The sequence below is a fragment of the Vibrio sp. C8 genome (genome assembly GCF_054051265.1).
The window spans coordinates 14665-38271 of record NZ_JBPAOE010000014.1; the positions used below are offsets into that span (position 1 = coordinate 14665).

General features: G+C 42.8%; 27 protein-coding genes. 14 read left to right on the top strand and 13 right to left on the bottom strand.

Annotated features, from left to right (window positions below):
• Window positions 1-144: 144 nt before the first annotated feature.
• From lafA to ACRQQK_RS09865, 9 genes are all read right to left on the bottom strand, one after another.
• A complete protein-coding gene (gene lafA / locus ACRQQK_RS09825) occupies window positions 145-996 on the bottom strand; it encodes a lateral flagellin LafA (RefSeq protein WP_457511217.1) in 852 nt (283 codons plus the stop codon).
• Window positions 997-1282: 286 nt separating this feature from the next.
• A complete protein-coding gene (locus ACRQQK_RS09830) occupies window positions 1283-2095 on the bottom strand; it encodes an EAL domain-containing protein (protein ID WP_102964051.1) in 813 nt (270 codons plus the stop codon).
• Window positions 2088-4181: a flagellar biosynthesis protein FlhA gene (locus ACRQQK_RS09835; RefSeq protein WP_457511218.1), complete on the bottom strand. Its 2094-nt coding sequence runs from the start codon at window positions 4179-4181 to the stop codon at window positions 2088-2090. The genes ACRQQK_RS09830 and ACRQQK_RS09835 overlap by 8 nt, the downstream gene beginning before the upstream one ends.
• Before the next feature lie 21 nt (window positions 4182-4202).
• Window positions 4203-5330 (bottom strand): flagellar biosynthesis protein FlhB, encoded by a 1128-nt coding sequence (gene flhB, locus ACRQQK_RS09840; RefSeq protein ID WP_457511219.1) that lies wholly within the window; start codon window positions 5328-5330, stop codon window positions 4203-4205.
• The gene (fliR, locus tag ACRQQK_RS09845; protein ID WP_457511220.1) at window positions 5327-6103 is read right to left on the bottom strand and encodes a flagellar biosynthetic protein FliR; all 777 of its coding nucleotides are present in this window, start codon (window positions 6101-6103) and stop codon (window positions 5327-5329) included. The genes flhB and fliR overlap by 4 nt, the downstream gene beginning before the upstream one ends.
• Window positions 6103-6372 (bottom strand): flagellar biosynthesis protein FliQ, encoded by a 270-nt coding sequence (gene fliQ, locus ACRQQK_RS09850; protein ID WP_042488784.1) that lies wholly within the window; start codon window positions 6370-6372, stop codon window positions 6103-6105. Before fliQ ends, fliR begins: the two co-directional genes overlap by 1 nt.
• A gap of 15 nt (window positions 6373-6387) precedes the next feature.
• Window positions 6388-7146 carry a flagellar type III secretion system pore protein FliP gene (gene fliP, locus ACRQQK_RS09855; RefSeq protein WP_042488780.1) on the bottom strand — a complete coding sequence of 253 codons (759 nt, stop codon included), beginning with the start codon at window positions 7144-7146 and terminating at the stop codon, window positions 6388-6390.
• Window positions 7147-7161: 15 nt separating this feature from the next.
• Window positions 7162-7527, bottom strand: a complete 366-nt coding sequence (gene fliN / locus ACRQQK_RS09860; protein WP_457511221.1) for a flagellar motor switch protein FliN — start codon at window positions 7525-7527, stop codon at window positions 7162-7164.
• A 3-nt stretch (window positions 7528-7530) separates the two neighbouring features.
• Complete coding sequence (locus ACRQQK_RS09865; RefSeq protein WP_457511222.1) at window positions 7531-8343, bottom strand: FliM/FliN family flagellar motor switch protein; 813 nt, start codon at window positions 8341-8343, stop codon at window positions 7531-7533.
• A gap of 563 nt (window positions 8344-8906) precedes the next feature.
• Here ACRQQK_RS09865 and ACRQQK_RS09870 point away from each other — a divergent pair.
• Genes ACRQQK_RS09870 through fliJ form a run of 8 tightly spaced genes read left to right on the top strand, consistent with a single transcriptional unit; the run spans window position 8907 to window position 16807 of the window.
• Window positions 8907-9809, top strand: coding sequence for an OmpA family protein (locus ACRQQK_RS09870; protein WP_457511223.1), 903 nt, complete (start codon window positions 8907-8909; stop codon window positions 9807-9809).
• Window positions 9809-11140 carry a sigma-54-dependent transcriptional regulator gene (locus tag ACRQQK_RS09875; RefSeq protein ID WP_457511224.1) on the top strand — a complete coding sequence of 444 codons (1332 nt, stop codon included), beginning with the start codon at window positions 9809-9811 and terminating at the stop codon, window positions 11138-11140. Before ACRQQK_RS09870 ends, ACRQQK_RS09875 begins: the two co-directional genes overlap by 1 nt.
• 14 nt (window positions 11141-11154) lie before the next feature.
• Window positions 11155-11511: a flagellar hook-basal body complex protein FliE gene (fliE, locus tag ACRQQK_RS09880; RefSeq protein WP_457511225.1), complete on the top strand. Its 357-nt coding sequence runs from the start codon at window positions 11155-11157 to the stop codon at window positions 11509-11511.
• 3 nt (window positions 11512-11514) lie between these two features.
• A complete protein-coding gene (fliF, locus tag ACRQQK_RS09885) occupies window positions 11515-13263 on the top strand; it encodes a flagellar basal-body MS-ring/collar protein FliF (protein WP_457511226.1) in 1749 nt (582 codons plus the stop codon).
• Window positions 13226-14245 (top strand): flagellar motor switch protein FliG, encoded by a 1020-nt coding sequence (locus ACRQQK_RS09890; RefSeq protein WP_042488762.1) that lies wholly within the window; start codon window positions 13226-13228, stop codon window positions 14243-14245. The genes fliF and ACRQQK_RS09890 overlap by 38 nt, the downstream gene beginning before the upstream one ends.
• 3 nt (window positions 14246-14248) lie before the next feature.
• The gene (gene fliH, locus ACRQQK_RS09895) at window positions 14249-14992 is read left to right on the top strand and encodes a flagellar assembly protein FliH (RefSeq protein WP_457511227.1); all 744 of its coding nucleotides are present in this window, start codon (window positions 14249-14251) and stop codon (window positions 14990-14992) included.
• Entirely contained in the window at window positions 14982-16331 is a 1350-nt protein-coding gene (gene fliI, locus ACRQQK_RS09900) for a flagellar protein export ATPase FliI (RefSeq protein ID WP_042488756.1), read from the top strand. The genes fliH and fliI overlap by 11 nt, the downstream gene beginning before the upstream one ends.
• A gap of 35 nt (window positions 16332-16366) precedes the next feature.
• Entirely contained in the window at window positions 16367-16807 is a 441-nt protein-coding gene (gene fliJ, locus ACRQQK_RS09905; RefSeq protein WP_457511228.1) for a flagellar export protein FliJ, read from the top strand.
• 94 nt (window positions 16808-16901) lie between these two features.
• Here the strand turns inward: fliJ and ACRQQK_RS09910 are convergent, their stop codons facing one another.
• From ACRQQK_RS09910 to flgA, 4 genes are all read right to left on the bottom strand, one after another.
• Window positions 16902-17525, bottom strand: a complete 624-nt coding sequence (locus ACRQQK_RS09910; protein WP_457511229.1) for a lytic transglycosylase domain-containing protein — start codon at window positions 17523-17525, stop codon at window positions 16902-16904.
• Window positions 17526-17605: 80 nt separating this feature from the next.
• The gene (gene flgN / locus ACRQQK_RS09915) at window positions 17606-18049 is read right to left on the bottom strand and encodes a flagellar export chaperone FlgN (RefSeq protein ID WP_042488747.1); all 444 of its coding nucleotides are present in this window, start codon (window positions 18047-18049) and stop codon (window positions 17606-17608) included.
• A 12-nt stretch (window positions 18050-18061) separates the two neighbouring features.
• Window positions 18062-18340 (bottom strand): flagellar biosynthesis anti-sigma factor FlgM, encoded by a 279-nt coding sequence (gene flgM, locus ACRQQK_RS09920; protein ID WP_457511230.1) that lies wholly within the window; start codon window positions 18338-18340, stop codon window positions 18062-18064.
• A gap of 90 nt (window positions 18341-18430) precedes the next feature.
• Window positions 18431-19081 carry a flagellar basal body P-ring formation chaperone FlgA gene (gene flgA, locus ACRQQK_RS09925; RefSeq protein WP_457511231.1) on the bottom strand — a complete coding sequence of 217 codons (651 nt, stop codon included), beginning with the start codon at window positions 19079-19081 and terminating at the stop codon, window positions 18431-18433.
• Window positions 19082-19307: 226 nt separating this feature from the next.
• Here flgA and flgB point away from each other — a divergent pair, with 226 nt between their 5' ends.
• The 6 genes from flgB to flgG are packed head-to-tail and all read left to right on the top strand — an operon-like array spanning window position 19308 to window position 23584.
• Window positions 19308-19670 carry a flagellar basal body rod protein FlgB gene (flgB, locus tag ACRQQK_RS09930; RefSeq protein WP_457511232.1) on the top strand — a complete coding sequence of 121 codons (363 nt, stop codon included), beginning with the start codon at window positions 19308-19310 and terminating at the stop codon, window positions 19668-19670.
• A 2-nt stretch (window positions 19671-19672) separates the two neighbouring features.
• The gene (gene flgC, locus ACRQQK_RS09935; protein WP_457511233.1) at window positions 19673-20107 is read left to right on the top strand and encodes a flagellar basal body rod protein FlgC; all 435 of its coding nucleotides are present in this window, start codon (window positions 19673-19675) and stop codon (window positions 20105-20107) included.
• Window positions 20107-20787 (top strand): flagellar hook assembly protein FlgD, encoded by a 681-nt coding sequence (gene flgD / locus ACRQQK_RS09940; RefSeq protein WP_042488735.1) that lies wholly within the window; start codon window positions 20107-20109, stop codon window positions 20785-20787. The genes flgC and flgD overlap by 1 nt, the downstream gene beginning before the upstream one ends.
• Before the next feature lie 27 nt (window positions 20788-20814).
• On the top strand, window positions 20815-22011 hold the full coding sequence (gene flgE / locus ACRQQK_RS09945; protein WP_457511234.1) for a flagellar hook protein FlgE: 1197 nt from the start codon (window positions 20815-20817) through the stop codon (window positions 22009-22011).
• Between the two features lie 25 nt (window positions 22012-22036).
• The gene (gene flgF, locus ACRQQK_RS09950) at window positions 22037-22771 is read left to right on the top strand and encodes a flagellar basal-body rod protein FlgF (protein ID WP_457511235.1); all 735 of its coding nucleotides are present in this window, start codon (window positions 22037-22039) and stop codon (window positions 22769-22771) included.
• Between the two features lie 27 nt (window positions 22772-22798).
• On the top strand, window positions 22799-23584 hold the full coding sequence (flgG, locus tag ACRQQK_RS09955) for a flagellar basal-body rod protein FlgG (protein WP_102967025.1): 786 nt from the start codon (window positions 22799-22801) through the stop codon (window positions 23582-23584).
• Window positions 23585-23607 lie beyond the last annotated feature (23 nt).

Consider the following 23607-nt stretch of genomic DNA (forward strand, 5'->3'; position numbering starts at 1 on the left):
ACTTAAAATCACATGCTATTCAATAACGTTAGGCGACATAGTCTTGAATAAAATTAAATGCAACGTGGTGAAACGTAAGTCGGCGAGTGAAAAATAAAAAACCTCCCATAAAGGGAGGTTCTATTAAGGTATATGGTTGAGCAATTAGCGTAGTAGAGAAACAGCCATGCCTGGAATTTGGTTAGTTTGAGACAGTACCGTTGTACCAGCTTGCATCAACATTTGGTTCTTAGTCATGTTTGAAGATTCTGCAGCGAAGTCTGCATCCATGATACGACCTTTAGCTGCTGTTGTATTTTCAGAAACGTTCGCTAAGTTGTTAACTGTATGTTCTAGACGGTTGATGTTTGCACCCAATGTACCGCGCAGGCTACTGATTGTGTCGAACATGCCTTCCATAACAGTAATTTCGCCGTTCGCATCCGCTTGAGTAGTTAAAGCACCTAAACCAGTGATTGCAGTTTCAATTGCTGTAATACCAGTAGATGCATCAACTTGTAGTGTTTCTGCTGCAGACGCACCGATTTGGAATTGAAGAGTTGCATTGCTACCCATAATACCGTCAGTGGTGTTTAGCAGGTGTGTACCTGAACCGTAAGTTGTCTGATCGATGATACGTGTCATTTCGGTAGCCAGTTGTTGGTATTCTGCATCCAGTGCAGTTTGTTCTGTACCACCATCAGCATAAGTACCGTTAGATGCTTGAGTTGCTAGATCTTTCATACGGTAAGCGATGTTAGATAGCTCATCTAAAGCACCATCAGCAGTTTCGAGCATGGAGATTGCGTCTTGAGAGTTACGCATTGCAACCGACATACCACGAGTTTGAGCTTCTAGTTTAGTGGCAATAGCCAAGCCTGCTGCGTCATCAGATGCAGAGTTGATGCGGTAACCTGTGCTTAAACGTTCTAGCGCAGTATTAAGCATGTTGTTCGTACCGCTGATCGTGTTTTGCGCAACGAGTGAAGCATAGTTAGTTTGCATTGATAAAGCCATGTTCGATTCCTCAAGTGGTTTCAATATGTTATTGGGTTCGGGATACTTCCCTGTTCACTAATTAGAGGCGGATGATCGAGTGAGAAAATTAATTAAAAATTAAGAAAAGTTAAGAAATATTTTAAAATTGATTAAAATTCAATAACTTAAATTAATTCTTGGTGAGGGTTATTATTCAGATTATTTTGATTCCCCCTTTACTAACAACTGATGTGTCAGTGATGCGGAAAGAGAAGGGGGAATAGAGTCAGACTGTAACGTCGTTAATTAAATATAACGTCGTTAATTAATAGGTATCATTATCCGCATCGCTAAAGTTTCTAAATGACATAGACATTGGGATATCGCTGAAGTACCCAAAATAGTAACTGGCGCCAAGCAACTTATATTGGTTTAGTTCTATTTTGCTGGAAACTCTACCTGCAACCCATTTGTAGCGTGATTGTCGAAGGAAACGTGCGATTGGCAAAAAAGCCTGCCTGTCTTCTTTATTTTCCAATGACACGGCAAGTTTGATCATGTCTGGTTTGAACAGCGCTACTTGTTCGAATTGATCACATGGAGCATAGAGCTCAAACCAAACAGCGTACGCAGTCTTTTGAATTTGTTTTACAAATTCCTTAAGTTCATTAGGAGAGGTTAATGGGAAGTCTACCTGTATTGATGGCACTATGTGCGCAAACGTCTGCTGATGATGCTCAAGAGCTTGTTCGATAAATAGTTTACCTTCAGGCCACAATATTGTTTCACCTTTAATAGGGACGACGACATTGCTGATGAGATCCGGGTGAAAAGTTTCTAATTGGAATTTGGTTTGACGAAGCGCTAGATATAAGCTGTATAAGTCTAGGCAGTACGCCATTTTCTCTGATAATTGAAACTGATAAACACTTTGTTCGCCATGGCTACCAAATCGCAAAGTTAGGTGTTGAAACTCAACTTCACCAGTATTCGCTTCACGGATCGCCTGACAGGCGTGACGAATATCGTTGTGTTTGAATGCTTCAAATACTAAAGCGTCGTCATTGGTGGTGACGTTGTTTTCGATAAGATCGCTGAGATAATGGAACAGCGTCTGAAAAGAAAATAGCTTAGCCAAGGTTACCTACCACACTTATCTGTTTGTTTTCTGGAATCTCATTGTATGACAGCACTGCTAGCCCATGTGCGAACGTTCTTGCGTATCTTGCAACTAACGGCCTTAATTGCGGCATAACCAGCAGAATTGACGGAATACCTTGCTGTTTCATTTGTTGCTTAATGAGAGGTAAATTTTGTTGGAATTGTCCCAGAATGTTAGGCTCAACAGGAAAACTATCTAGCATCACGGTGCCACGAGTTTGAGCCTGTTGCAAAGAAGTCATGAGCATTTGCTCAAGTTCATCAGATAATGCATAGACTTTAATTTCCTGCTTTTGCCCAGCTAAAAGGTTAATCAAAGTCCGGCGTAATGCACAGCGAATGTCGGCGGCCAATAAGATTGGATCTTTTGTATTTTCACTAGACTCAAGCATGGTGTTCGCAATGGTTCGAACATCTTTCAGGGGAACCTGATCTAACAAAAGCTGACGATATACTTTGAGTTGTTGCGCCGGGCGCAAGGCCGCAGCGAGTGCTTCAGCGAGTTTCGGTGCTTGAACGGTTAAACGCTGATTCATCGCGTCTACATCATCATGATTAAACAGCTCAGCAAGGTTGGTTTTCATCACTTTACTAATATGCGTAGCAACGACTGTCGCGTCATCGACAACCTGATAGCCCATATTAAGTGCCCGAGCTTTTTGCTTATGTTCTATCCATACTGCTGGTAACTGATAGGCAGGATCGCTGCCGATGATACCGTCGATCTCACCGTAGGTTTCTCCTACCGCAATTGCCATCAAGCGTTCTGGTTCTATAAAACCTTCTTCTATCGTTTCTCCGTTTAGGGAAATAGTGTACTGATTCGGTTTAAGATTGAGGTTATCTCTAATGCCCACTTCTGGAAGCAGGAACCCGACTTGCTCTGATAAATTGCGGCGTACGCCTCTGATTCGTTGTGTTAGAGGGGCGCCTTGTTCTTTATTGATCAGATGAACGAGTCGATAACCGAGGGAAAGCCCTAAAGTCTGAACGTGGGGTATATCTTCCCAGCTTAGCGGTGCGTCTTCTTCCTGTCGCATTGCTTTTGTAAGGGCTGTCACTTCTTCAAGTTGCGAGTCTTCAACCGGCAGTTTGCTCTGACGCCATCCGGCAAAGGCGACAACAACAGCAAAAGTGAAGAAAGCTAAGTGTGGCATACCCGGAACAATACCGATAACAAACATAATGCACGCTACGGTATAAAGCGTCGAAGGTGTCGCGAGCAACTGTTTGTGCATTGTTTGCGACATATCGTTATCGCTATCGTTAATGCGCGTAACAATAATCGCTGCTGACGTTGCTAATAGGAGAGATGGGATCTGAGCAACTAAACCGTCACCTATGGTAAGTAGAGCATAAGTTTTGAAGGCTTCGGCAGCTGCCATACCGTGTTCAAATACACCAATAGCGACACCGCCAATAATGTTGATGAACAAGATCATCAATCCAGCGATTGCATCACCGCGGACAAACTTAGATGCACCATCCATTGAGCCGTGGAAATCTGCTTCATTCGCTACTTCTCGGCGGCGTTGACGAGCGGACTCTTGATCGATCAACCCGGCATTCATATCAGCATCTATTGCCATCTGTTTGCCAGGTAAAGCATCTAGAGTGAATCGAGCAGAAACTTCAGAAATGCGTTCTCCACCTTTGGTAATGACGACAAAGTTAATGATCATTAGGATGATAAAGACCACCATACCAACGACATAGTTTCCGCCGATTACCACTTCACCAAACGCTTGAATGACTTTACCTGCAGACTCGGCACCATTATGTCCTTCAAGCAGTACAATCCGCGTAGATGCTACGTTTAGAGTCAAACGTAATAGGGTTGCGACAAGCAATATGGTTGGAAATATGGAAAAGTCCAACGGACGTTTTGCCGTTGTACTCACTAATAAAACCAGAATTGCGAGCACGATATTGAAAGTGAACAAAGAGTCCAACAGCAAAGGCGGTAAGGGCAGGATAACCATTGCCAAGATCATCAGTAAAACGATTGGAATACCAATATAAGATTTACTTGTACTTTGTAGTTGTTTTAACCGGTTTAACATCGGTACAGTCCTTATTACTGATTAATGCTGCAAGTTCTTGGGAATGGAAAAATGAGGGAGTGGCATCGGTTCTTCCCCTTTACCATTGCGAAAAGATTTCAACTGCAACACGTACGTCAAAATGTGTGCTACCGCGATATAAAGCTGGCTTGGAACAGCCTGTTCAATGGCGGTTGTATAGTAAATTGAACGAGTTAACGGAGGAGAGTTAATGATTTCTACGTTATTTTCTCTAGCAATACGCTGAATATGCATTGCGGTCTCATCAATACCTTTAGCGACCACGAAAGGGGCATCGGATAAAGAGAGATCGTACTTTAGTGCAACGGCATAGTGTGTTGGGTTGACGATTACTACATCAGCCTTTGGTACCATTTTATCGGCACGGCGTCGGGCAAATTGTTGTTGGATTTGGCGAATACGTTGTTTAACTTCTGGACGACCTTCATTGCTTTTGTATTCTTCCTTCAATTCCTGCTTGGTCATCTTGAGTCCTTTCATATGCTCCCATCTTTGGTAGGGAATATCGACCAGTCCAAAAAGCAATAACACGCCCCCCATTAAAAGAAGACCGTCAAACAGGATACTCATTATTAATTTCACACCCTGATTGAGAGGGAGTTGCTGCATTCCCAATAGAGGCTGTAGATTTGAGTCCATATACCAATACAATGCGAAAGAGATAACCACGACTTTCAGCGTGGATTTGAGAAGCTCGACCAATGAGCGTGTAGAGAACATCCGCTTAATTCCAGTTAAAGGATTAAGCTTACTCAGTTTGGGTAACATGTTCGCAGGACGAAACAGCCATCCTCCGAGAACCATGTTGGAGCCTGCGGCTGTAACAACAATAACTACAAACATCGGAATTAATAGTTCGACTAAAATACCTAAGCTGTGCATCAACTTTTCAATCATCGTGATTGGGTTTTCAAGATCTTGATGAGTGAGAGACATGTTGTAGCGAAACACACCCGTAATGGTGTGCCAAATCGTAGGGAGTTGTGCTGAGAAATAGAAAGCCACAGCGAGAAAAATAAGCGCGGTGGTAAATTCTTTGGCTCGAGGTATTTGGCCTTGTTCTCTGGCTTTTTTGACCTTTGGGGGTGACGCTTTTTCGGTTTTATCCTGAGAAGACGATTCGCTCATGCTCTTCCCACCATAAATTGATTTAGAAAACGTAAAGTGTCATGAACTAATCCTGTGTAGCTGCCCGGTATACCGCTAACGGATAGCAATACGGTGAATAGCCCCAATAGCATCGTCATTGGAAAACCGAGAGCGTAAACATTGAGGCTTGGTGCTGCTCGGTTCATTACACCGAAGCTAATGTTCGCCAGAAGCATAGCGACGATTGCCGGTAGGGCGAGAGCGAGAGCTGCCGAAAACATCCAGCCAAATACCGAGATAAGTGTTTTTACCGATAAGATCGTAATGCCTGACCCTACGGGCCAAACCTCAAAACTTTGAATTAAGATATCGATAACCAAAAGGTGCCCTTCGAGAGCTAAGAATAATAGAGTGGAAAAAATGAGAAAAATTCGGCTAAGAATAGGTACTGACATTCCATTCACAGGGTCATTCATAACAGCCATACCAAGTCCCATTTGTAGAGAGACTATTTGACCAAGCATGGTAAAAACTGTGAACAACATATGAATGATTAATCCAAATAATAAGCCCCAAACGGCTTGCTCAAACGCTAGAAAAAGTGACGTCATCGAAAAAAGTTCCACTTCTGGCATTGTTGGCATAAGCGGAGCTGTTATCACAGTAATGGAAAGTGCAAGTAATGTTCTTATCCACACAGGAATAAGCAAATCACCCAAAATAGGCATTGAAATAAACGCTGCGCCAATCCGGAAAAACGGCCACCAAAGTTGACCTAACCAACTGGATAATTCGCTGAAACTCAACTCCATTAGCCAAGCATTCCGGGTATGTTGAGGAACAGGTAATCAAACAACTCCATAATTTGGCGTATCATCCAATGGCCAGCAAATATGACCATTAACATAGTCACGATGAGTCGAGGAAGAAAACTGAGTGTCTGTTCGTTAATCTGAGTTGCGGCCTGAAAAACGGCAACGCCTAGTCCCACAATTAAGCCAGGAACAACTAATACAGCGACAATTAGGATGATCAACCAAACGGCTTGAGAAATGAGGGTTACGACATACTCAGGAGTCATTTATTAATCCTCAATTTATGGAGCGAAACTGGCGGAAAGAGTACCGACGGTCATTGCCCATCCATCCACGAGAACGAAAATAATTAGCTTAAATGGTAATGAAACAATAAGCGGGGATAGCATCATCATACCCATTGCCATCAATACACTGGCAATCACCAGATCAATGACTAAGAAAGGAATAAACAGCATAAATCCTATCTGAAAAGCAGTTTTCAACTCACTGATGACAAAAGCGGGCAATACAACAGCAAAAGAAATGTCTTCTACGTTCTGATCTAACGGTTCATTAGCGATACGAAGCATTTGCTCGAGAGAGCTTTGATGTGTTTGAGCAAGCATAAAATGTCGTACAGGTTTTTCGGCAACAGAGAATGCTTGCATCAAGGTTATCTCACCTTGGTCGTAAGGCTTAAATGCGTGTTCATATACGTCAGTCCAGACAGGGCGCATTATGAGGATGGTAAGCGCGAGTGCTATACCAACTAAAACACGATTGGGAGGGCTTTGTTGCAGACCAAGAGCCTGACGCAAAATAGCAAGTACAACAATAATACGCGTAAAGCTGGTGGCCATCATAATAAAGGCCGGTATAAAACTTAATGCTGTCATCAACAACAGAATCTGCAGTTTTACACTGTATTCTTGTTGAGTATTACCGTCAGTGACACTGAACATAGTAAGACCGTTTTCTGCTGCAAGCGTTGGCATCGATAACAATGACAGCAACAACACCATTATGCTTAAGCGGTATAAAGAAAGCGGCTTATTCATTTTTATAACCTGAGATTAACCAACGGATGTTAAAGCTGAATCAATCACGTCAATTAGACGCAGACCATACTTCTCATTTACGATAACGACTTCCGCATGGCCCAGTAATGAACCGTTCACTTTTACGTCTAAAGGCTCGCCATTTAGCTTATCCAACTCAATGATAGAACCTTCACCCGCTTTCATTAAATCGCCTAAAGAAAGTTCTTTACTGGCAACCTCTAACGTTACGGTTACGGGAATGTTTTTGAAAAAACTTAAATCCCTTTCGCTTTTGGGTGTTTCTTCATTTACAGCACTTTCTTCCGATTCATCAAGTTGAAATTGACCAAAATTCAGGTCATCGTCATCGAAGTTCAAAGCGTCCAAAGAGTCACTCATTTGTTAGGAATCCTTATCTTGGTTCAAAATTAAAACTAATTGCCCGTCTTGTTCTGCAACTCGACCTGTAAAGAGATTGGCATTGCCGATACTGACAGGAGGGGATGACAACAGATCGATGGGAAGTATGTCTTGCGGCGATAAACTTAATACTTCGCTTAGAGTCATGGTTTTCTTGCTCAAAAGAACATTGAGTCTCACTGGCGTAGTTTTTAGCGATTCATAAAACTGAGGTTTTAAGTTTTCGTTTGACTGCAAATCAAGCTGGTTGATCAGCGTTTGAACCAGTCGATTATCAAAGAATACCGTCAGCTCACCGTTATGTTCACCGCTAGTTACACTCAATTCGGCCTTAATACCTGTACCGAAAACCACATCGTCTCCGTTGGTTCGCCACATTTCTTTTGGTGCTACCCATTGACTGATCAACTTGCCTATACGGTCTTGAAGACGTTTGTCACTACTAGTAATTACGGTTTGTTTACGTTCAATATCTGTGCCATAGAAACGGTCAGAAAATCTAATCAATGATTTGTCATCTAGATTGATAAATAAAGAGCCACCGTTTTCATGACTGTATTGAGAAACCGTTTTCATATTGAAGGATAAATTGCTTAGTTCGAATATTTCAACGGACTTGATATTAATATCTATATATGGGCCACTCAGCCAAGATTGAAGTTCTGTAATTAGACCAGTGGTTGAACTTTTTATGATTTTTTCTAACTTTTCTCGGACGATATGAATTGGCTTGCCTAGTAATTGTACATTTAAGGGTTTTACGTCGGTATTTAAATTTTCAATTAGTTCTGACATTTATATTTTACCGTTTCATGACAATTCATTTTTAGTCTTATTGACCAGCATTCTAATCAATAAAACTAATATTTTTTTACTTATAAAAATCATATCTGTGATATTTATTCCAAAATGAGCTCTGTGATGTTTTTCACTTTTTTTCAGTGGTCATTTATTGAATTGATTGTTTAAATTCTGGTCAATTTATAACGTTTGATTATCAATATTTAAGGGTTTTTGTATTAAGTTGTTGTAAGTAAGAGGTTTTTTGTGCAGGCTTAGATGGGTGTCAGCACTAGGTTATACATAGATGGTGCTTATGTTGCAGTTGTTAAGATTTTTCGGTGCTATGTGTGTCTCGTTGCCATCTATAGGTTTTTCATACCAAGTAAAATAAAAGTCACGCACTTTTTATTAAAGATAAAATGTGCATTTGTTCCAGTTTTTAATTTGAATTTGAGTTAAATATATAAAGCTTTTGAAATATATAATTCTTTATGTAAATTGTTTTTTTCTAATGAAATGTGTGTCAGAGTAGTGTCAGGTAAAGTTTTGAACGGCTATTTTTGGATGTTTGAAAAATGTTTCGCTCAGTTGTTTTCTCTTTAATATTAGTTTCATCGTTCGAATCTTGTGCGAATGAAAAAATTGAAGTGCCAATGGATGTCTCTTCTTGGGTATATAAAGAGGAACCAGCGGCTTGTAATTTAATTCATGCGGAAGTTCCGCAGGGGAAGTTTTATTTCCGCTCTGAGACAAATAATCAGGTCACATTTGAATATGAATTGGCGAATACATTGAATGTTTGGAAAACAGCGGAACTTTCATTGTTGGAGCCGCCTTGGTCAGAACTGCAGAAAGTCACTGAAATGAGTCAGGGATATAAGAGGGCAGCGTCTCACTTTTTATTTCTAGACCATATAAGCGAAACACTAAAGTCCGCTGAACAAGGAAAGTGGTTGCAGCTTTCACTTCATGACGGCTCTCGTTCAAAGCGATTCGATATTATTGTTCCAACCATTCGGGCTCAATCTCCTATTGCTGAGTTTATTGAATGTAAGAATCGTCTGCCTTCAATGACGTATTCCGATGCGAAAGATACATTTATTTATTATCGAAGTGGCCAAAAAACACTGAGTCAAAGCCAGCGTGCGCAGCTAAGTACGTTGGCAGAATACATCCACTGGGACGCTTTGGTTACCAAGGTATTGATCGACGGCTACACAGACAGTGTCGGATCAAGATTGGGTAACATTCAAATTTCAAAAGAACGTGCAGAAGAAGTGGCACAGTATTTGGATAAATTAGGTATAGGTAAAGAAAACATGCAGATACGAGCACATGGTTCCCGGTATCCGATGATGACTAACGACACAGAAAAGGGGCGTTCCAAAAACCGCCGCGTAATGATTCGCATCGTTAGAAATAACGAGACTGTTGTTAAAACACTCACTCAACACCAAGTAACCAGTGAAGGTCAGTAATGTCTACGTTAGATATTTTATTAGTCGAGCCGAATGAGCTTTTGGCTCAATCTGTTATAGAAGTGTTGACTGACGCTGGTTATAAAGTACGTCATGAACGCACAGGCCGAAACGCTCTACTACAGAGCCCAGCTTCAATTACAATCGTTAGCTCCAATTTATGTGATATTTCAGTACACGACTGGGTTGCATGTCATCAGAAGCAAAGTCGCTCTGGGGTTGCCATCGCGATTGTAGAACAAGATCAAGGTATTTTGGCTGCCGAAACCATGAAGGCTGGCGCGACAGACTATTTGCTACGTCCGTTTGAATCAAATCAGCTTCTAAACCTAATTCATAGAGTTGAAGCTCTCAAAAAACCAATGGCTAACATTGTTGCAGAATCTTGGCGTAGTAAACAGGTTCTGCAGCTAGCTCACAGAGCTGCTTGTACAAACGCGAGTGTATTGATTACTGGTGAATCTGGTACAGGTAAAGAAGTTCTCGCTCGCTATGTTCATGAGCAGTCATCAAGATCAAACGGTGCGTTTGTTGGCGTTAACTGTGCTGCAATACCCGAATCAATGCTAGAAGCGGTTCTATTTGGTCACGTAAAAGGCGCGTTCACAGGTGCGCTAGCGTCGCAGAGTGGTAAATTCGAAGAGGCTAACGGAGGAACCATACTACTGGACGAAATTGGAGAAATGTCCCCAGCTGTTCAGGCTAAACTTCTACGCGTACTTCAGGAGCGTGAAGTAGAAAGAGTGGGCAGTCACAAGGCTATTAAACTTGATATCCGTGTGATAGCTGCAACCAATAAAGATCTTCGAGAAGCAGTACAAAAGGGGCAGTTTCGCGAGGACTTATACTACCGCTTAGACGTATTACCTTTACATTGGCCTCCGCTACGTGAACGTAAAGAGGACATACTTCCAATTAGTCAGTTCTTTATCAAAAAATATCAGGAAGCAAGTTCTTGCTTTCTTTCTCAGGACGCCAAAATAGCGCTCAGTCAATACGACTGGCCAGGCAACATACGTGAACTTGAAAATGTAATTCAACGTGCGTTAGTCATGCGTCACGGAGACTATATTACTGCGCAGGATCTCATGCTTCCCGTTGAAGTCAGTTCAATAAACCATAGTTCTACTTCAGATCAAACGTTTGGTCATGTTGAAGCAAAAAAGCAGGCTGAGTACCAATACATATTAGAAAAGTTACGTCAGTTCGGTGGCAACCGAACCAAGACAGCTAGCGCGTTAGGGGTTTCAACCCGAGCATTACGATACAAGTTGGCGGCAATGAGAGATCAAGGTATTGATCTTCAGTCAATACTTGGCTCAGCGGCATAAAAAGGAGAATAGAAATGGCAGATTTACCTTTTGGGAATGTAATGTCAGCCGAGCAAATGATGCTCACGAAAATGGATGCAATGCGAATACAAGCCTCTCCAGAGTTTGTCGTGACTGCTAACCCTGTTGATATTCATACCGTAAATGAACCTATGTCGTTTTCAACTGCAATGACGGATGTACTTAACAAAGTTAATGGTCATCAGTCGCTTGCAAGTAGCAAGATGACGGCGGTAGAAACCGGAGAAAGTGATGATCTGGTGGGCGCAATGATTGCGAGCCAGAAAGCGAGTCTGTCATTCAATGCATTATTGCAGGTACGCAATAAAGTGGTTGGTTCATTTGAAGATATTATGAAAATGCCGGTGTAAAACATGTCTGAACTTCAAACTCAAACGGCTGGTGCGCTTAGCCTCAGTTCTAATCAGCCAAGAGCCTCTTCAGCGAAAGGAATGGACGACTTTGGTAATAAGCTAAAACAGCTATGGTCAAGTAGTCAGCGAAATTTAGTATTGTCTGCGGTGTTGGCTGCCATTGTTGCGGCTTTAATTGTTGTTGCGTTGTGGAGTTCATCACAAGGCTTTCGCCCTTTATACGGGCACAACGAGCAGTTCGATGTAGGCGAAGTTGTATCGGTACTGGAAGCTGAAGGTATCGATTACCGTTTGCAGGACCAAAACGGACAAGTTTTGGTCTCTGAAGACGAAGTAGCACGAGCGCGTATGCTATTAGCTGCCAAAGGTATTAAAGCTAAACTTCCTACTGGACTTGATTCACTTAAAGAGGACAGTTCATTAGGAACGAGCCAGTTTATGGAAACGGCTCGATATCGTCACGGATTAGAAGGTGAATTGGTTAGGACAATTATTGCATTAAATGCCGTTTCTAATGCTCGTGTTCATTTAGCGATTCCTCGCCAAACATTGTTTGTGCGTCAACAAGGTGAAGCACCATCAGCCTCTGTTATGGTTGAGTTAAAACCTGGGTCAGATTTAAAACCAGAGCAGGTTGAAGCCATTGTGAATCTGGTTGTTGGCAGCGTCATTGGCATGAAACCAGAATCGGTATCTGTTATTGATCAATATGGTCGCTTACTAAGTGCTGACGTCGGTTCTACTGAATCTGGCAAAGTAAATGCTAAATATCTTGAATATCAGAGAAACGTCGAACAACAGATTATCAAACGCGCAGCAGACATGTTGACGCCTATATTGGGTTCAAGCAACTTTCGTGTTCAGGTTGCTGCGGATATGGATTTTAGCCGAGTTGAGGAAACCCAAGAAATCCTAGATAACAATCCAGTCGTCAGTAACGAACATACAGTGCAGGATAATTCGATTGATCAGATCGCTCTTGGTGTGCCAGGGTCGTTAAGTAACCAACCTCCGGTTACGGGTGAGCAACCCACTCAGGACAGTCAAAACACAAATGCACGCGCAGAAATTAAACGTCAGTATGCTGTGGGTTCAAGTGTAAGAAGGACACAGTTTCAACAGGGACAGATTAAGAAACTCAATGTATCTGTATTGTTGAATTCTGTGGTAGCTCCAGATGGGAGTGCTTGGACTAATCAAGAGAAATCAGAGCTTTCTGAAATGATTATGGAAGCGGTCGGCATCAATGCTGAGCGCGGTGATAGCTTCAGTTTAAGTAGCTTTAACTTTACACCAATAGAGATCGAAGCTCCGCCAGAAATACCTTGGTGGCAGGATCCAACCATTCAACAACCGCTACGTTACGTTATAGGTGGAATGTTAGGTTTGGCCATGATTATGTTTGTTCTACGACCATTGGTTATGCACCTAACTGGAGCAGACCGACGTAATCTGGAACTTGAAGTACCTTCATTGCTAGATGAACCGTCTTACGAAGATGTACAAACTAAGTCTGATCGTGAATATGAAGAAAATCTCAATCGACGATTAGCAGAAAAAGGCATTAGTACATCCAATGGATTAGATGTGAGTAGTGAACTATTACCACCTCCAGGTTCTCCATTAGAAATCCAATTGAAGCATCTGCAGCTTATCGCGAATGAAGAGCCGCAGCGTGTCGCCGAGATATTGAAACAGTGGGTAAATGTGAATGAGCACAGCACAGTCAATGCAGAACCAAGAGCTTGAATACGTAGAGCAAACAGCGTTAGTGCTGTTGGGGATGGGTGAAGACGCCGCAGCCAAAGTGCTACGTCATTTCTCTCGAGACGAAACACAACGTGTCACTCGCGCTATGGCGAAGTTGAGTGGTATTAAAAGCGAAAAAGCGAAAAATGTTATACAGAAGTTTTTCGAAGATTTTCGCCAGCACAGTGGTATACGTGGTGCATCGAAAGATTACTTGTCTAATACTCTTCGTAAAGCGTTGGGTAACGATTTAGCCAAGGGATTATTAAATGATCTTTATGGTGATGAGATTCGCAACAATATGCAGCGTCTGCAATGGGTAGATTCCGAGATACTTGCCCGTTTTATTGCAAACGAACACCCACAAATGCAAGCCATATTCCTTGCCTATTTGCCACCAGAGAGTTCTTCTGCGGTTTTAAAAAGTTTACCTCAGGATTACCACGATGAATTATTGTTCCGAATTGCACGAATACAAGATATCGACCATCAGGTGGCTGGTGATTTGAACGAACTGATTGAGCGTTGTATTGAGCAAATCTCAGTGACGCAAAGTGCACCTTTGTCAGGCGTTAAGCAAGTCGCTGACATCATTAACCGTTTTGATGGTGATAGAGCGTCATTGATGGAGATGCTTCGTTTACATGACGAAGATGTGGTTAATGAAATTGAACAAAATATGTTTGATTTCATGGTATTGGGGCGTCAAAGCGAAGACACCATGGATCGTCTGGTTCAACAAATACCGATGGAACTTTGGGCGGCCGCACTTAAAGGCGCTGAAATTACGTTGCAGCAAGCGATTAAGCGTTCCATGCCTCAACGTATGATTAAGACACTCGAAGATGAGATGCAAGTGCGTGGAGCGATTCCTCGCAGTCGTGTAGAAAGTGCTCGTCAGGAAATTATGCAGACTGTTCGTGAACTCAATGAAATGAATGAGATTGATCTGCAGCTCTATCAGGAACCGACGGTGGAGTAAGTCATGAATAAAAAAAAGATCATGCGCCTTCCTTCCGATAGCTATCGAGTTCATCGTTTTCCACCGCTGGCACAGCCAATACAGGGAAATGATGAATTCGTTTCTGAGAAAGAAACTCAGGGTTTGAAAGCAGATGTACAACAACAGCTAGAAGTAGGCTTTCAGCAGGGTCTGCAGCAAGGCTTTGACGAAGGCTTACGTCAAGGAATTGAACAGGGAAAACAGCAGGGTGCAGTTGAAGGTCAGAAAGAGGGCTTTCAGAAAGGATTTCTTAACGGTGAGCAGTCAGGAAAAAAACTGTTTGCTGAAGCAGCAAAGCCAGTTAATGAGATATTGAAATCATTATCGCAGTGGCAGGTTGAGCAGGAGCAGCAACAGCGCCACATTATTTGCGAACTGGTACAAAAAGTCGCACAGCAAGTTATTCGTGCAGAACTAACGTTGATGCCGCAACAAATTCTGTCATTGGTTGATGAAACGCTACAAGCGATGCCAGGTAAACCTCAAAGTGTCGTTATACATTTAAATCCTCAAGATTTGGAGCGCATCAAGCAGGTGAGTACTGAACTACCAGACGATTGGAAACTGATTGCCAATAAAGACTTACCCGTTGGAGGTTGTCATTTGGTGACTGATGACGCCGAAGCAGACGTCAGTTGCGACTCGAGGTTAGAGTCATGCATGGACAACGTGAAACAGCACTTACTTGAAGAATCGTCTGAATCTGAGAACCAATATGAGCAATAATGTTCGAACTCATAGTTTTTTATCAGAACGTCTTAATGATGCAATTGCTTCTCTAGATGCCATACCTGTGGCACGAGTTACTGGAAGATTGGTCAAAGTTAATGGATTAATGCTCCAAGCGGTCGGTTGCCGTTTTAAATTGGAGCAACGTTGTATGGTTGAGACCGCTGAAGGAAGCATGATTGAGGCTCAGGTTGTGGGTTTTGATCATAACGTGGCTTATTTAATGCCCATAAGACGCCTTGGTGGATTGTTCGCAGGAGCGAAAGTTGTCCCTTTGGAAGGGGACAGCACTGTTCAAATGAGCAATCAATGGCTTGGACGTGTCGTAAATGGCTTGGGTGAAGCGCTTGATGGTGGACCTGAGTTACGTGGTGGTGAACGAATCTCTTTAGAGGCAAATCCGATCAACCCGTTAAAACGTAGGCCTGTTGATACGCCATTAGATGTTGGCGTGAAAACAATTAACGGACTTCTAACCGTCGGTAAAGGACAACGTATTGGTTTGATGGCTGGCAGTGGCGTTGGTAAAAGTGTTTTATTAGGCATGATCTCTCAAAACACTCAGGCTGATGTTATTGTCGTTGGCCTTATTGGTGAGAGGGGAAGGGAGGTTCGTGAGTTTATTGAGCGAAATCTTACCGAAGAAGCCCGTCAAAAAGCGATTATTATCGCGGCTCCTGCTGATGAATCGCCACTCATGAGATTACGTGCAACATTACTTTGTCACCGTGCTGCTGAATATTTTAGGGATAAAGGCAAAGATGTACTTCTGATGATGGATTCGTTAACGCGATACGCTATGGCACAAAGGGAAATATCACTCTCTTTAGGTGAACCGCCGGCGTCTCGAGGATATCCACCTTCTGTTTTTAGCGTACTGCCCCAATTGCTAGAGCGCGCTGGTAACAGCGAAAATCAGGAAGGCAGTTTAACAGCTATTTATACCGTCTTGGCAGAAGGAGATGACCAGCAAGATCCTGTGGTCGACTCTGCTAGAGCTATTCTCGATGGGCATGTGGTACTTTCTCGCCAATTGGCGGAACAAGGCCATTACCCGGCAATTGATGTCAATGCGTCAATCAGTCGGTGTATGTCATCCTGTACCCAAGAGGCGCACCAAACCGTAGCAAATCAATTCCGTCAGCTATATTCGAATTATCTGCAAGTTAAAGAACTATTGCCTCTTGGTGGATATCAACCCGGACAAGATCCCGACTTAGATCGTGCTGTTGCTATGTACCCGAGTTTAAGCGCTTATCTGCAGCAGTCAGCTCACGAGTCGGTGAGTTATGAGGAAAGTTTGACACAATTAGCGACTCTGTTTCAGGGGCGCTGATTCTATAAATTTTGAGGTTGTTTAGGTAAGCGGTTATGAAAAATAAAATTCGGGCAGTTGGCAAATTGCAACAAGTAGAAGAACAAAAGCGTGACCGTATTGGTCAGCGACTGGATTCAATGCGTCAACAGCATCAGCATTTAACACATCAGCTGGAACTCTTAAGCCACTTAAAATCGGCTACAGGTCAGTCAACCTTTGGTGCTTTGACACTTAACAGCGCAATATTAATGAACTTAAATCGTGTAGATATCATGCTGCACAAAATGCTACGTCACCATGAAGAAGAGCAAGCGGTGATGGAAGCGGAATGTAATTCTGTACAGGAAGTTTTAGAGTATAAACATGCGCGAGTGAAAGGATTAGAACAAGTGTTAGATCGCTGGAAGAAAAAGCAAAGTTATGAGAAAGCGCGCAAAGAGCAAAAACACATAGAAGATATTATAAACTCACGCCTTCGTTACAAAACTCTGTAATGTTAACTTCATTTTGATTGCCAAGTACTGATTGCTCACCGTTCAACGAGAATGTGTACAAATCATCATTGATCATTTAATCAGATTACTCTCATTACAACTGAATGAGAGGTGGCAGAGGTTGCAGGTTAATAATAGGCTGAGCATTTAGCTGATTATTAGAGCTAAACAACATAAGTGGTTGAAATGAGCTTTGGTTTATCGAAGAAACAGTAACCAGATTGGCGAGCGCATAAAAACGGTGAACATACTGGATGGTTTCTTGTGGCAAACGTAATTTTTGGAACTCGTTACTGCCAGCTTGCTTTATTGCTCTCTCTACACGTCCTTCTCCGGCATTGTATGCGGCTAGTGTCAGCGTTAAGTTCCCGTCAAACTTTTTGTAAAGAAACTTCAGATAACGTAGTGCTGCGCCAGTACTGGCAGAAATATTTAGCCGTTGATCATTCGGGGTAGTGGTGAGGCCGAAACGTTGCGCAGTCGCGGGCATTAATTGCCATAATCCACGCGCACCTGCATGTGATATCGCCTGTGCGTTGTATGAAGATTCAAGCATGGGTAATAAGACCAATTGTTTAGGTAACGAATAATGCTCCAACTGGCCTAGAATGAGCTCGGTAATAGGTTGATGAGCCTGTATGTGTGAACGTATCTGGTTTTTAAATGGCAGCAAAAGAAGCTGTTGATTCTCCACTTCTTTGGTAAAGGTTTGTGCCATACACACGCTACTACTGAATAACAGGACTAATCCAGTCGCTATCAGACGCCTTTTATTTAACGATAACCTAAGCTTGCTTATCATAATGCTTCGGTTAGTCGCTCTTCGTATGTAACAGACGTCTGAGTAAGTTCGGTTAAAAGCTCATGGAAAGCTGCAGAACTTTGACCGTTTTCTTGATTGAGCTTGCGACATTGTTCTATCACAGAATTAAGCGATTTCCACTGAGTGGCGAATCGACCTCTTACGCTTTCTGGTAATGCATTTAAAATACGAACCACGGATTGAGAGTTATTGGGTAAGCCTAAACTTCTTAGACACTGAGTTCGTTGTGATGCGTTTTTATTTAATCGATTGAGTAAAGGAACTTGCTGTTTAAGGTTTTTCGCCAGTTCATCTCCTTTAAACTCAAGATACAATAATCTTTGCTCTATGATGAGCGTATGAAGCAGACCATAAAGTTTTAGATCTTCACTAATCGTTGCCATAAAAGCCTGAATGTGTTGCCCACGGTTGCTTGACATGAGGACTCCTTATTACTCGTGTCCTGTGTGAAACTGCATCATAGCCTGAGACAAAGCTTTGCTATCCAGTTCAAGTTTGCCATTCGCGAGTGCTTCACGGACTTGTGCTACTTTTTCGATATCCACATCTGAAAGTGCAGCCATTGCCATTTGTGCTTTTTCCAAGGCAACCGTATTGGCGTTCATTTCAGGTTCACTTGTTTTGGTCTGTTGACTTGATTCAATTGGCTTTTTAGCTTGTTGCAGCGTTGGCTGCTGGACATGAGCGCCCGAAACTTTATCGATTTTCATGCTTTGACTCTTGGCTTAAATTTCGTTGTTACTATTAGTAGGCGACAACGGTTTTTAATTCATTAAATAAAAAACGGAAATTTTTTAAATTTAGAATTGAGTTTGAACTTGGTTTAATCCAGTGACTACAGCGTGAATTACGGTATGAGAGGAACTATTTTGCACTTCTATTTGCTCTCCTAGTCCACCATCTTCTAATGCGACACCTTGTGTCGATGCATTAACCCCATTTTTAGATGCGATGATGATAACTTCGTTACCTTTGGTAACGATTGGAGGAACAGCCACAAGAGTTGGTTCTAAAATTTGTCCGACACGCATACGACGCGTCGCTTGTTTGCCAATCGCATCGGATAGTTTGGTAAAGAAATCATCTTGATGCGTCAGAGTTCGCATTTCCATTTTTAGCATTGAAGCATCAATTTTTTGATCTCGGGACAAAGGCGTACTCACCACAACAACGGGGAGTGATAACGAAGCTTTTATGGTGACGTTTATGCTCCAACTAGAGTTATCGTCATAACAATCAACAGACCGTTTTAAATTGCCAACCGGAAGCAATTGGTTGTCTTGACCAGAAATAACCAGAGGGGTTTCACAAACTTTGAGATGTTTAACTGAGCCAGGAATCCACACCTGCCATTGAGGTTGAAAATTCTGCCACTCTCTTTGTTTCGCTAATAACGCCAATTCTTTATCAAGATGGTTTTCTATGACCTGCTGTAACGCCTGTTCTGTCATGTTGTTTGCTTGGGTGGCGCCACTCACGATGAGCAAGCTTATTAAGATTAGAAACTTATTAAAAATAGAGGAAATATACACTTCCTCCTTCCTGTAATTTGCTTCCGATGGGCGGAAGTTGATCTTCCTTGCTTTAATATAAGTCATTGAATTTAATTAATAATTTATGTGGCATGCATCTTGTTATATGTATCTGAAGTGTAAGGCAATCAGCAAGGACAATAGCATGGCTATTTCATTTGAAACCGCGTTAGGCGTACATCCCGATGCGCTTAACTTTCGCGTTCAGCGTACCAAAGTTCTCGCGGGTAACCTAGCGAATGTTGACACTCCGGGATATTTGGCAAAGGACTTGAGTTTTACCACCGTCATGGATTCTGTCAGTAAGTTGGGCGTTGATCCTTTGATCCCCTCTCTTCGTGTTGAGAGCCAATATTCGATTCCTTATCAGAATAGTAAAAATGGTAATACCGTCGAACTGGGTGTGGAACAAGGCAAGTTTGCTCAGAACAACATGGATTTTCAAACAAGCCTGACGTTTCTCAATATGAAATTTCAGGGCTTAGCTAAAGCAATTGAAGGACGCTAATCATGTCATTTACTGATATTTATTCGATAGCGGGTTCGGCAATGAATGCACAGACTGTTCGCTTGAATACAGTTGCCAGTAACTTGGCGAATGCGGACGCCGTATCTGCAAACCCGAATGATGCCTATAAAGCTTTGAAGCCAGTCTTTGCGACTGTCTATAACAAGACTCAACTCACCGCCAGCCACAATGATTACCCGAGTGCAGAAGTTCGCATTGTTGATGTCGTTCAAGCGCAGGGGCAAGCAGAAAAACGTTTTGAGCCTAATAGTCCATTGGCTGACATAGACGGTTATGTCTATTACCCAGACATCGATGTTGTGGCAGAAATGGCTGACATGATGTCAGCAACACGCAGTTTTGAAACCAATGTTGAAGTACTCACCAACGTAAAAAGTATGCAGCAAGGGCTGTTGAAACTAGGGCAGGGTGGCTAATGACAATTGCAAGCTATACAGCACTTTCTGGTGACACTACAGGTAGTGCAACAATGACAAATACAAGCGTGAGTAGTAACTCTCTGGATGCAAACAGCGCTACGTCACTTGAAAATGAGTTTATCAGTTTGATGGTTGCTCAGATTCAAAATCAGGATCCGCTAAACCCAATGGATGGTACGGAATATGTTGGTCAGTTAGCCCAATTCTCTCAAGTTCAAAGTATGGAAAACATGTCCAGCGTACTGCAGAACAACACTGTCTTGCTGGATAACATGCAGGTGCTATCGACCGCAGGGTTAGTAGGGCAGACCGTATACATTTCCGGTAATGAGTTTGAGCTTGATGAAAATCCACAGAAAGGAAAAGTCGAGCTCAATTACGCTTCTAGCCAAGTTAACTTAATCGTTACAGACCAGTATGGAGAAACAGTGAAAGTGCCATTGGGTGCTCATCCTGCTGGTGAAGTTGAATTTTCAATAGACCCTGAAGCATTAGGACTAACCGCCGGTAAATATAACGTTACCGTGCAAGTGCAAGATGGCCTACCAACACCGAATGTGTTGCTGGCTGGTGAAGTGGAACAAATTCGGATCCCCGCTTCAGGCGGCTCTGCAATGGTCAATGTCGCCGGTGTAGGTAGCGTACCTTTTTATCAAATTACTCAATTTGGCGCTTAACGCCTTATAAGGAAACTGAGGTTATTTATGAGTTTTAATATTGCTCTTAGTGGCTTGGATGCAACCAATACTGAACTAAACACAATCAGCCATAACATTGCCAATGCGTCAACGTATGGATTTAAGGGTGCAAGGACTGAATTTGCAGCCGTTTATAATGGCTTACAGCCAGGTGGCGTAGAGGTTGCAGCCACATCACAGGATTTTGATACAAATGGGTCTGTGACAAACACTGGCCGAGCAATGGATTTGGCGATTAACGGCGGTGGTTTCTTTGTGACACAAGATTCTGCGGGTCAGATTCAATATACGCGTTCTGGTGTCTTCGGAACCGATAAGAACAACAATGTTGTTAGCAATACGGGTGCTGCGCTACAGGGCTACAGCGTAGATGCCAATAACACACTTATGAGCGGGTCTGTTGGTGATATAAAAATTCGCACTTCCTCATTGGCGGCGAAGGCGACAGATTCACTTGAATTTGTTTCCAATTTCAACGCTAGTGCAGGCGTAATTGATCAAGCGGTATATCCATTTGATGTTGCTGATCCTAACTCATTTAACTCTTCATACACCTCCAAAGTTTATGATTCTCTCGGCAACAGCCATACGGTTACACAGTACTTCACCAAAACTGCAGATAATACTTGGGAAGTGAACGTCCAAGTGGATGGCAGCGCTACACCAGTATCAACACAAGCAGTGACTTTTAATACTGACGGAACACTGTTATCACCTACTGGCACTTATAACGTAGCTTTCCCTGCCGCAGGTGCTAACGCGATGAGTATTGACATCAGTATGACGGGTAGTACGCAGTTTGGTGCGGAGTTCAGTGTCAGTACTAATAACCCTAACGGCTATACCTCAGGTGAACTCAGTGGTGTACGTATTGAAGACAACGGCATGGTGTATGCCACATACACAAATGGTGAATCTCAATTACAGGGACAAGTTGTGTTAGCCAACTTTGCTAACCCGCAAGGCTTAGCAAAAGTGAGTGGTACTGCTTGGACGCAAAGTTTCAGTTCAGGTGCTCCGATTATTGGCGTACCGGGTACGGGTACTTTAGGTGATTTATCTGCAGGTGCTCTGGAAGGCTCAAATGTCGATTTGACTGGAGAGTTGGTCAGTCTGATGACGGCTCAGCGTAACTATCAGGCAAACGCAAAGACCATATCAACAGAAGATAAGCTTACTCAGGCGTTATTCAACGCAATCTAGTTAATGAAGTTCAACAGGATCATAAATGGATAGTTTGCTATACACCGCGACTTCTGGAGCCAGCCGGGTACTTAAAGCTCAGCACGTTCGTTCAAATAACTTATCAAACGCAGATACTTCGGGTTTTCGCGCGGATATGGAACGCGTCAGCAGTGTGCCGCTAAAAGGTTCAGGGTATGACGGACGAACCATGGTTGTAACCAACTCTGCTTCTACGCGTTTTGACAGTGGCGACATCGTTAGAACTGGGCGGTCACTTGATGTAGCCATCATGGGAGATGGTTATTTAACCGTTGAATCTCCAGATGGCGGCGAAGCTTATACACGCGCAGGCAATATGGCTGTCGATACCAATGGTGCCCTGAGCATTAACGGGTTTGCAGTATTAGATGATGGTGGCGCGCCAATTGTCCTGCCTGAATATGAAAAAGTGGAAGTTAGTGAGCGTGGAATTATTTCTGTCACACCACCTGGAGGCGGTGCTGAAATCAACGTTGGGACTCTCAAACTGGTGAACCCGGCGGATGGCCAACTGCAAAAGGAAAGTGACAGTTTATTGCATACCACTGATGGCACAGTGTTAGCGGCAGATGCAACGATACAACTTAATCCTGAACATATTGAAGGAAGTAATGTTTCCGCAATTGACGAGTTACTGAGCGTTATGTCTTTAACTCGTAATTTTGAAATGCAAGTGCGCATGATGAAAACCGCAGAAACATTGGCTCAAGCCGGAAATAAATTAGTAAGCGCGCGATAAATGTCGGCGTTGTAAGGAGAATCTTTAATGCATTCAGCACTATGGGTCAGTAAAACTGGCATGGCGGCTCAAGATACTAAGATGACCGCTATTTCAAACAATCTCGCGAACGTGAACACGGTTGGTTTCAAACGTGACCGTGTTGTTTTTGAAGACTTGTTTTACAGCATTCAACGTCAGCCCGGCGCTCAGGTTGATCAGGTAAACCAGCTTCCAACGGGTGTTCAGTTAGGTAGCGGTGTTCGCGTAGTGGGTACGCAAAAAGTCTTCACTCAGGGTAATACTCAGAACACCGGTCAGGAAATGGACCTCGCTGTCATGGGGCAGGGTTTTTTCCAGATCGAAAATTCTGACGGCCAAATCATGTACAGCAGAAATGGACAGTTTCATGTGAACTCTGAAGGTTTGATGGTGAACAGTCAGGGATTGCCTTTGCAACCACAAATACAGATCCCAGATGATGCGACATCTTTGTCGATTGGTGTTGACGGCACAGTCACTACAACAAGCGCAACGGATTCTACACCACAGACGTTAGGGCAAATCACGCTGGCAAGATTCATTAACCCAGCAGGCTTAGAAGCATTAGGTGGAAACCTCTTCCGTGAAACGGATGCTAGTGGTCAGGCTGAGGAACTTGTTGCTGGTGAAGATGGTGTAGGCAGCATTAAACAAGGTGTGCTTGAAGGTTCTAACGTTCAGGTTGTAGAAGAAATGGTAGATATGATCACCACACAACGAGCGTACGAGATGAATGCCAAAGTCGTATCTGCGGCTGATGACATGCTGAAGTATGTGTCACAGTCTGTGTAAGGAAGCATAGTTAATGAAACATA

Coding starts and splice junctions, on each gene's coding strand:
- fliQ (WP_042488784.1), bottom strand. CDS start 6,372: ATGACTCCTGAGTATGTCGTAACCCTCATTTCTCAAGCCGTTTGGTTG.
- fliN (WP_457511221.1), bottom strand. CDS start 7,527: ATGAGTGACTCTTTGGACGCTTTGAACTTCGATGACGATGACCTGAAT.
- flgE (WP_457511234.1), top strand. CDS start 20,815: ATGAGTTTTAATATTGCTCTTAGTGGCTTGGATGCAACCAATACTGAA.
- fliH (WP_457511227.1), top strand. CDS start 14,249: ATGAATAAAAAAAAGATCATGCGCCTTCCTTCCGATAGCTATCGAGTT.
- flgC (WP_457511233.1), top strand. CDS start 19,673: ATGTCATTTACTGATATTTATTCGATAGCGGGTTCGGCAATGAATGCA.
- ACRQQK_RS09870 (WP_457511223.1), top strand. CDS start 8,907: ATGTTTCGCTCAGTTGTTTTCTCTTTAATATTAGTTTCATCGTTCGAA.
- flgN (WP_042488747.1), bottom strand. CDS start 18,049: ATGTCAAGCAACCGTGGGCAACACATTCAGGCTTTTATGGCAACGATT.
- fliF (WP_457511226.1), top strand. CDS start 11,515: ATGTCTGAACTTCAAACTCAAACGGCTGGTGCGCTTAGCCTCAGTTCT.
- fliP (WP_042488780.1), bottom strand. CDS start 7,146: ATGAATAAGCCGCTTTCTTTATACCGCTTAAGCATAATGGTGTTGTTG.
- flgD (WP_042488735.1), top strand. CDS start 20,107: ATGACAATTGCAAGCTATACAGCACTTTCTGGTGACACTACAGGTAGT.
- ACRQQK_RS09835 (WP_457511218.1), bottom strand. CDS start 4,181: ATGTTAAACCGGTTAAAACAACTACAAAGTACAAGTAAATCTTATATT.
- fliI (WP_042488756.1), top strand. CDS start 14,982: ATGAGCAATAATGTTCGAACTCATAGTTTTTTATCAGAACGTCTTAAT.
- ACRQQK_RS09875 (WP_457511224.1), top strand. CDS start 9,809: ATGTCTACGTTAGATATTTTATTAGTCGAGCCGAATGAGCTTTTGGCT.
- lafA (WP_457511217.1), bottom strand. CDS start 996: ATGGCTTTATCAATGCAAACTAACTATGCTTCACTCGTTGCGCAAAAC.
- fliJ (WP_457511228.1), top strand. CDS start 16,367: ATGAAAAATAAAATTCGGGCAGTTGGCAAATTGCAACAAGTAGAAGAA.
- flgM (WP_457511230.1), bottom strand. CDS start 18,340: ATGAAAATCGATAAAGTTTCGGGCGCTCATGTCCAGCAGCCAACGCTG.
- flhB (WP_457511219.1), bottom strand. CDS start 5,330: ATGAGCGAATCGTCTTCTCAGGATAAAACCGAAAAAGCGTCACCCCCA.
- flgA (WP_457511231.1), bottom strand. CDS start 19,081: ATGACAGAACAGGCGTTACAGCAGGTCATAGAAAACCATCTTGATAAA.
- flgF (WP_457511235.1), top strand. CDS start 22,037: ATGGATAGTTTGCTATACACCGCGACTTCTGGAGCCAGCCGGGTACTT.
- ACRQQK_RS09865 (WP_457511222.1), bottom strand. CDS start 8,343: ATGTCAGAACTAATTGAAAATTTAAATACCGACGTAAAACCCTTAAAT.
- ACRQQK_RS09890 (WP_042488762.1), top strand. CDS start 13,226: ATGAGCACAGCACAGTCAATGCAGAACCAAGAGCTTGAATACGTAGAG.
- fliR (WP_457511220.1), bottom strand. CDS start 6,103: ATGGAGTTGAGTTTCAGCGAATTATCCAGTTGGTTAGGTCAACTTTGG.
- ACRQQK_RS09910 (WP_457511229.1), bottom strand. CDS start 17,525: ATGGCACAAACCTTTACCAAAGAAGTGGAGAATCAACAGCTTCTTTTG.
- fliE (WP_457511225.1), top strand. CDS start 11,155: ATGGCAGATTTACCTTTTGGGAATGTAATGTCAGCCGAGCAAATGATG.
- flgB (WP_457511232.1), top strand. CDS start 19,308: ATGGCTATTTCATTTGAAACCGCGTTAGGCGTACATCCCGATGCGCTT.
- flgG (WP_102967025.1), top strand. CDS start 22,799: ATGCATTCAGCACTATGGGTCAGTAAAACTGGCATGGCGGCTCAAGAT.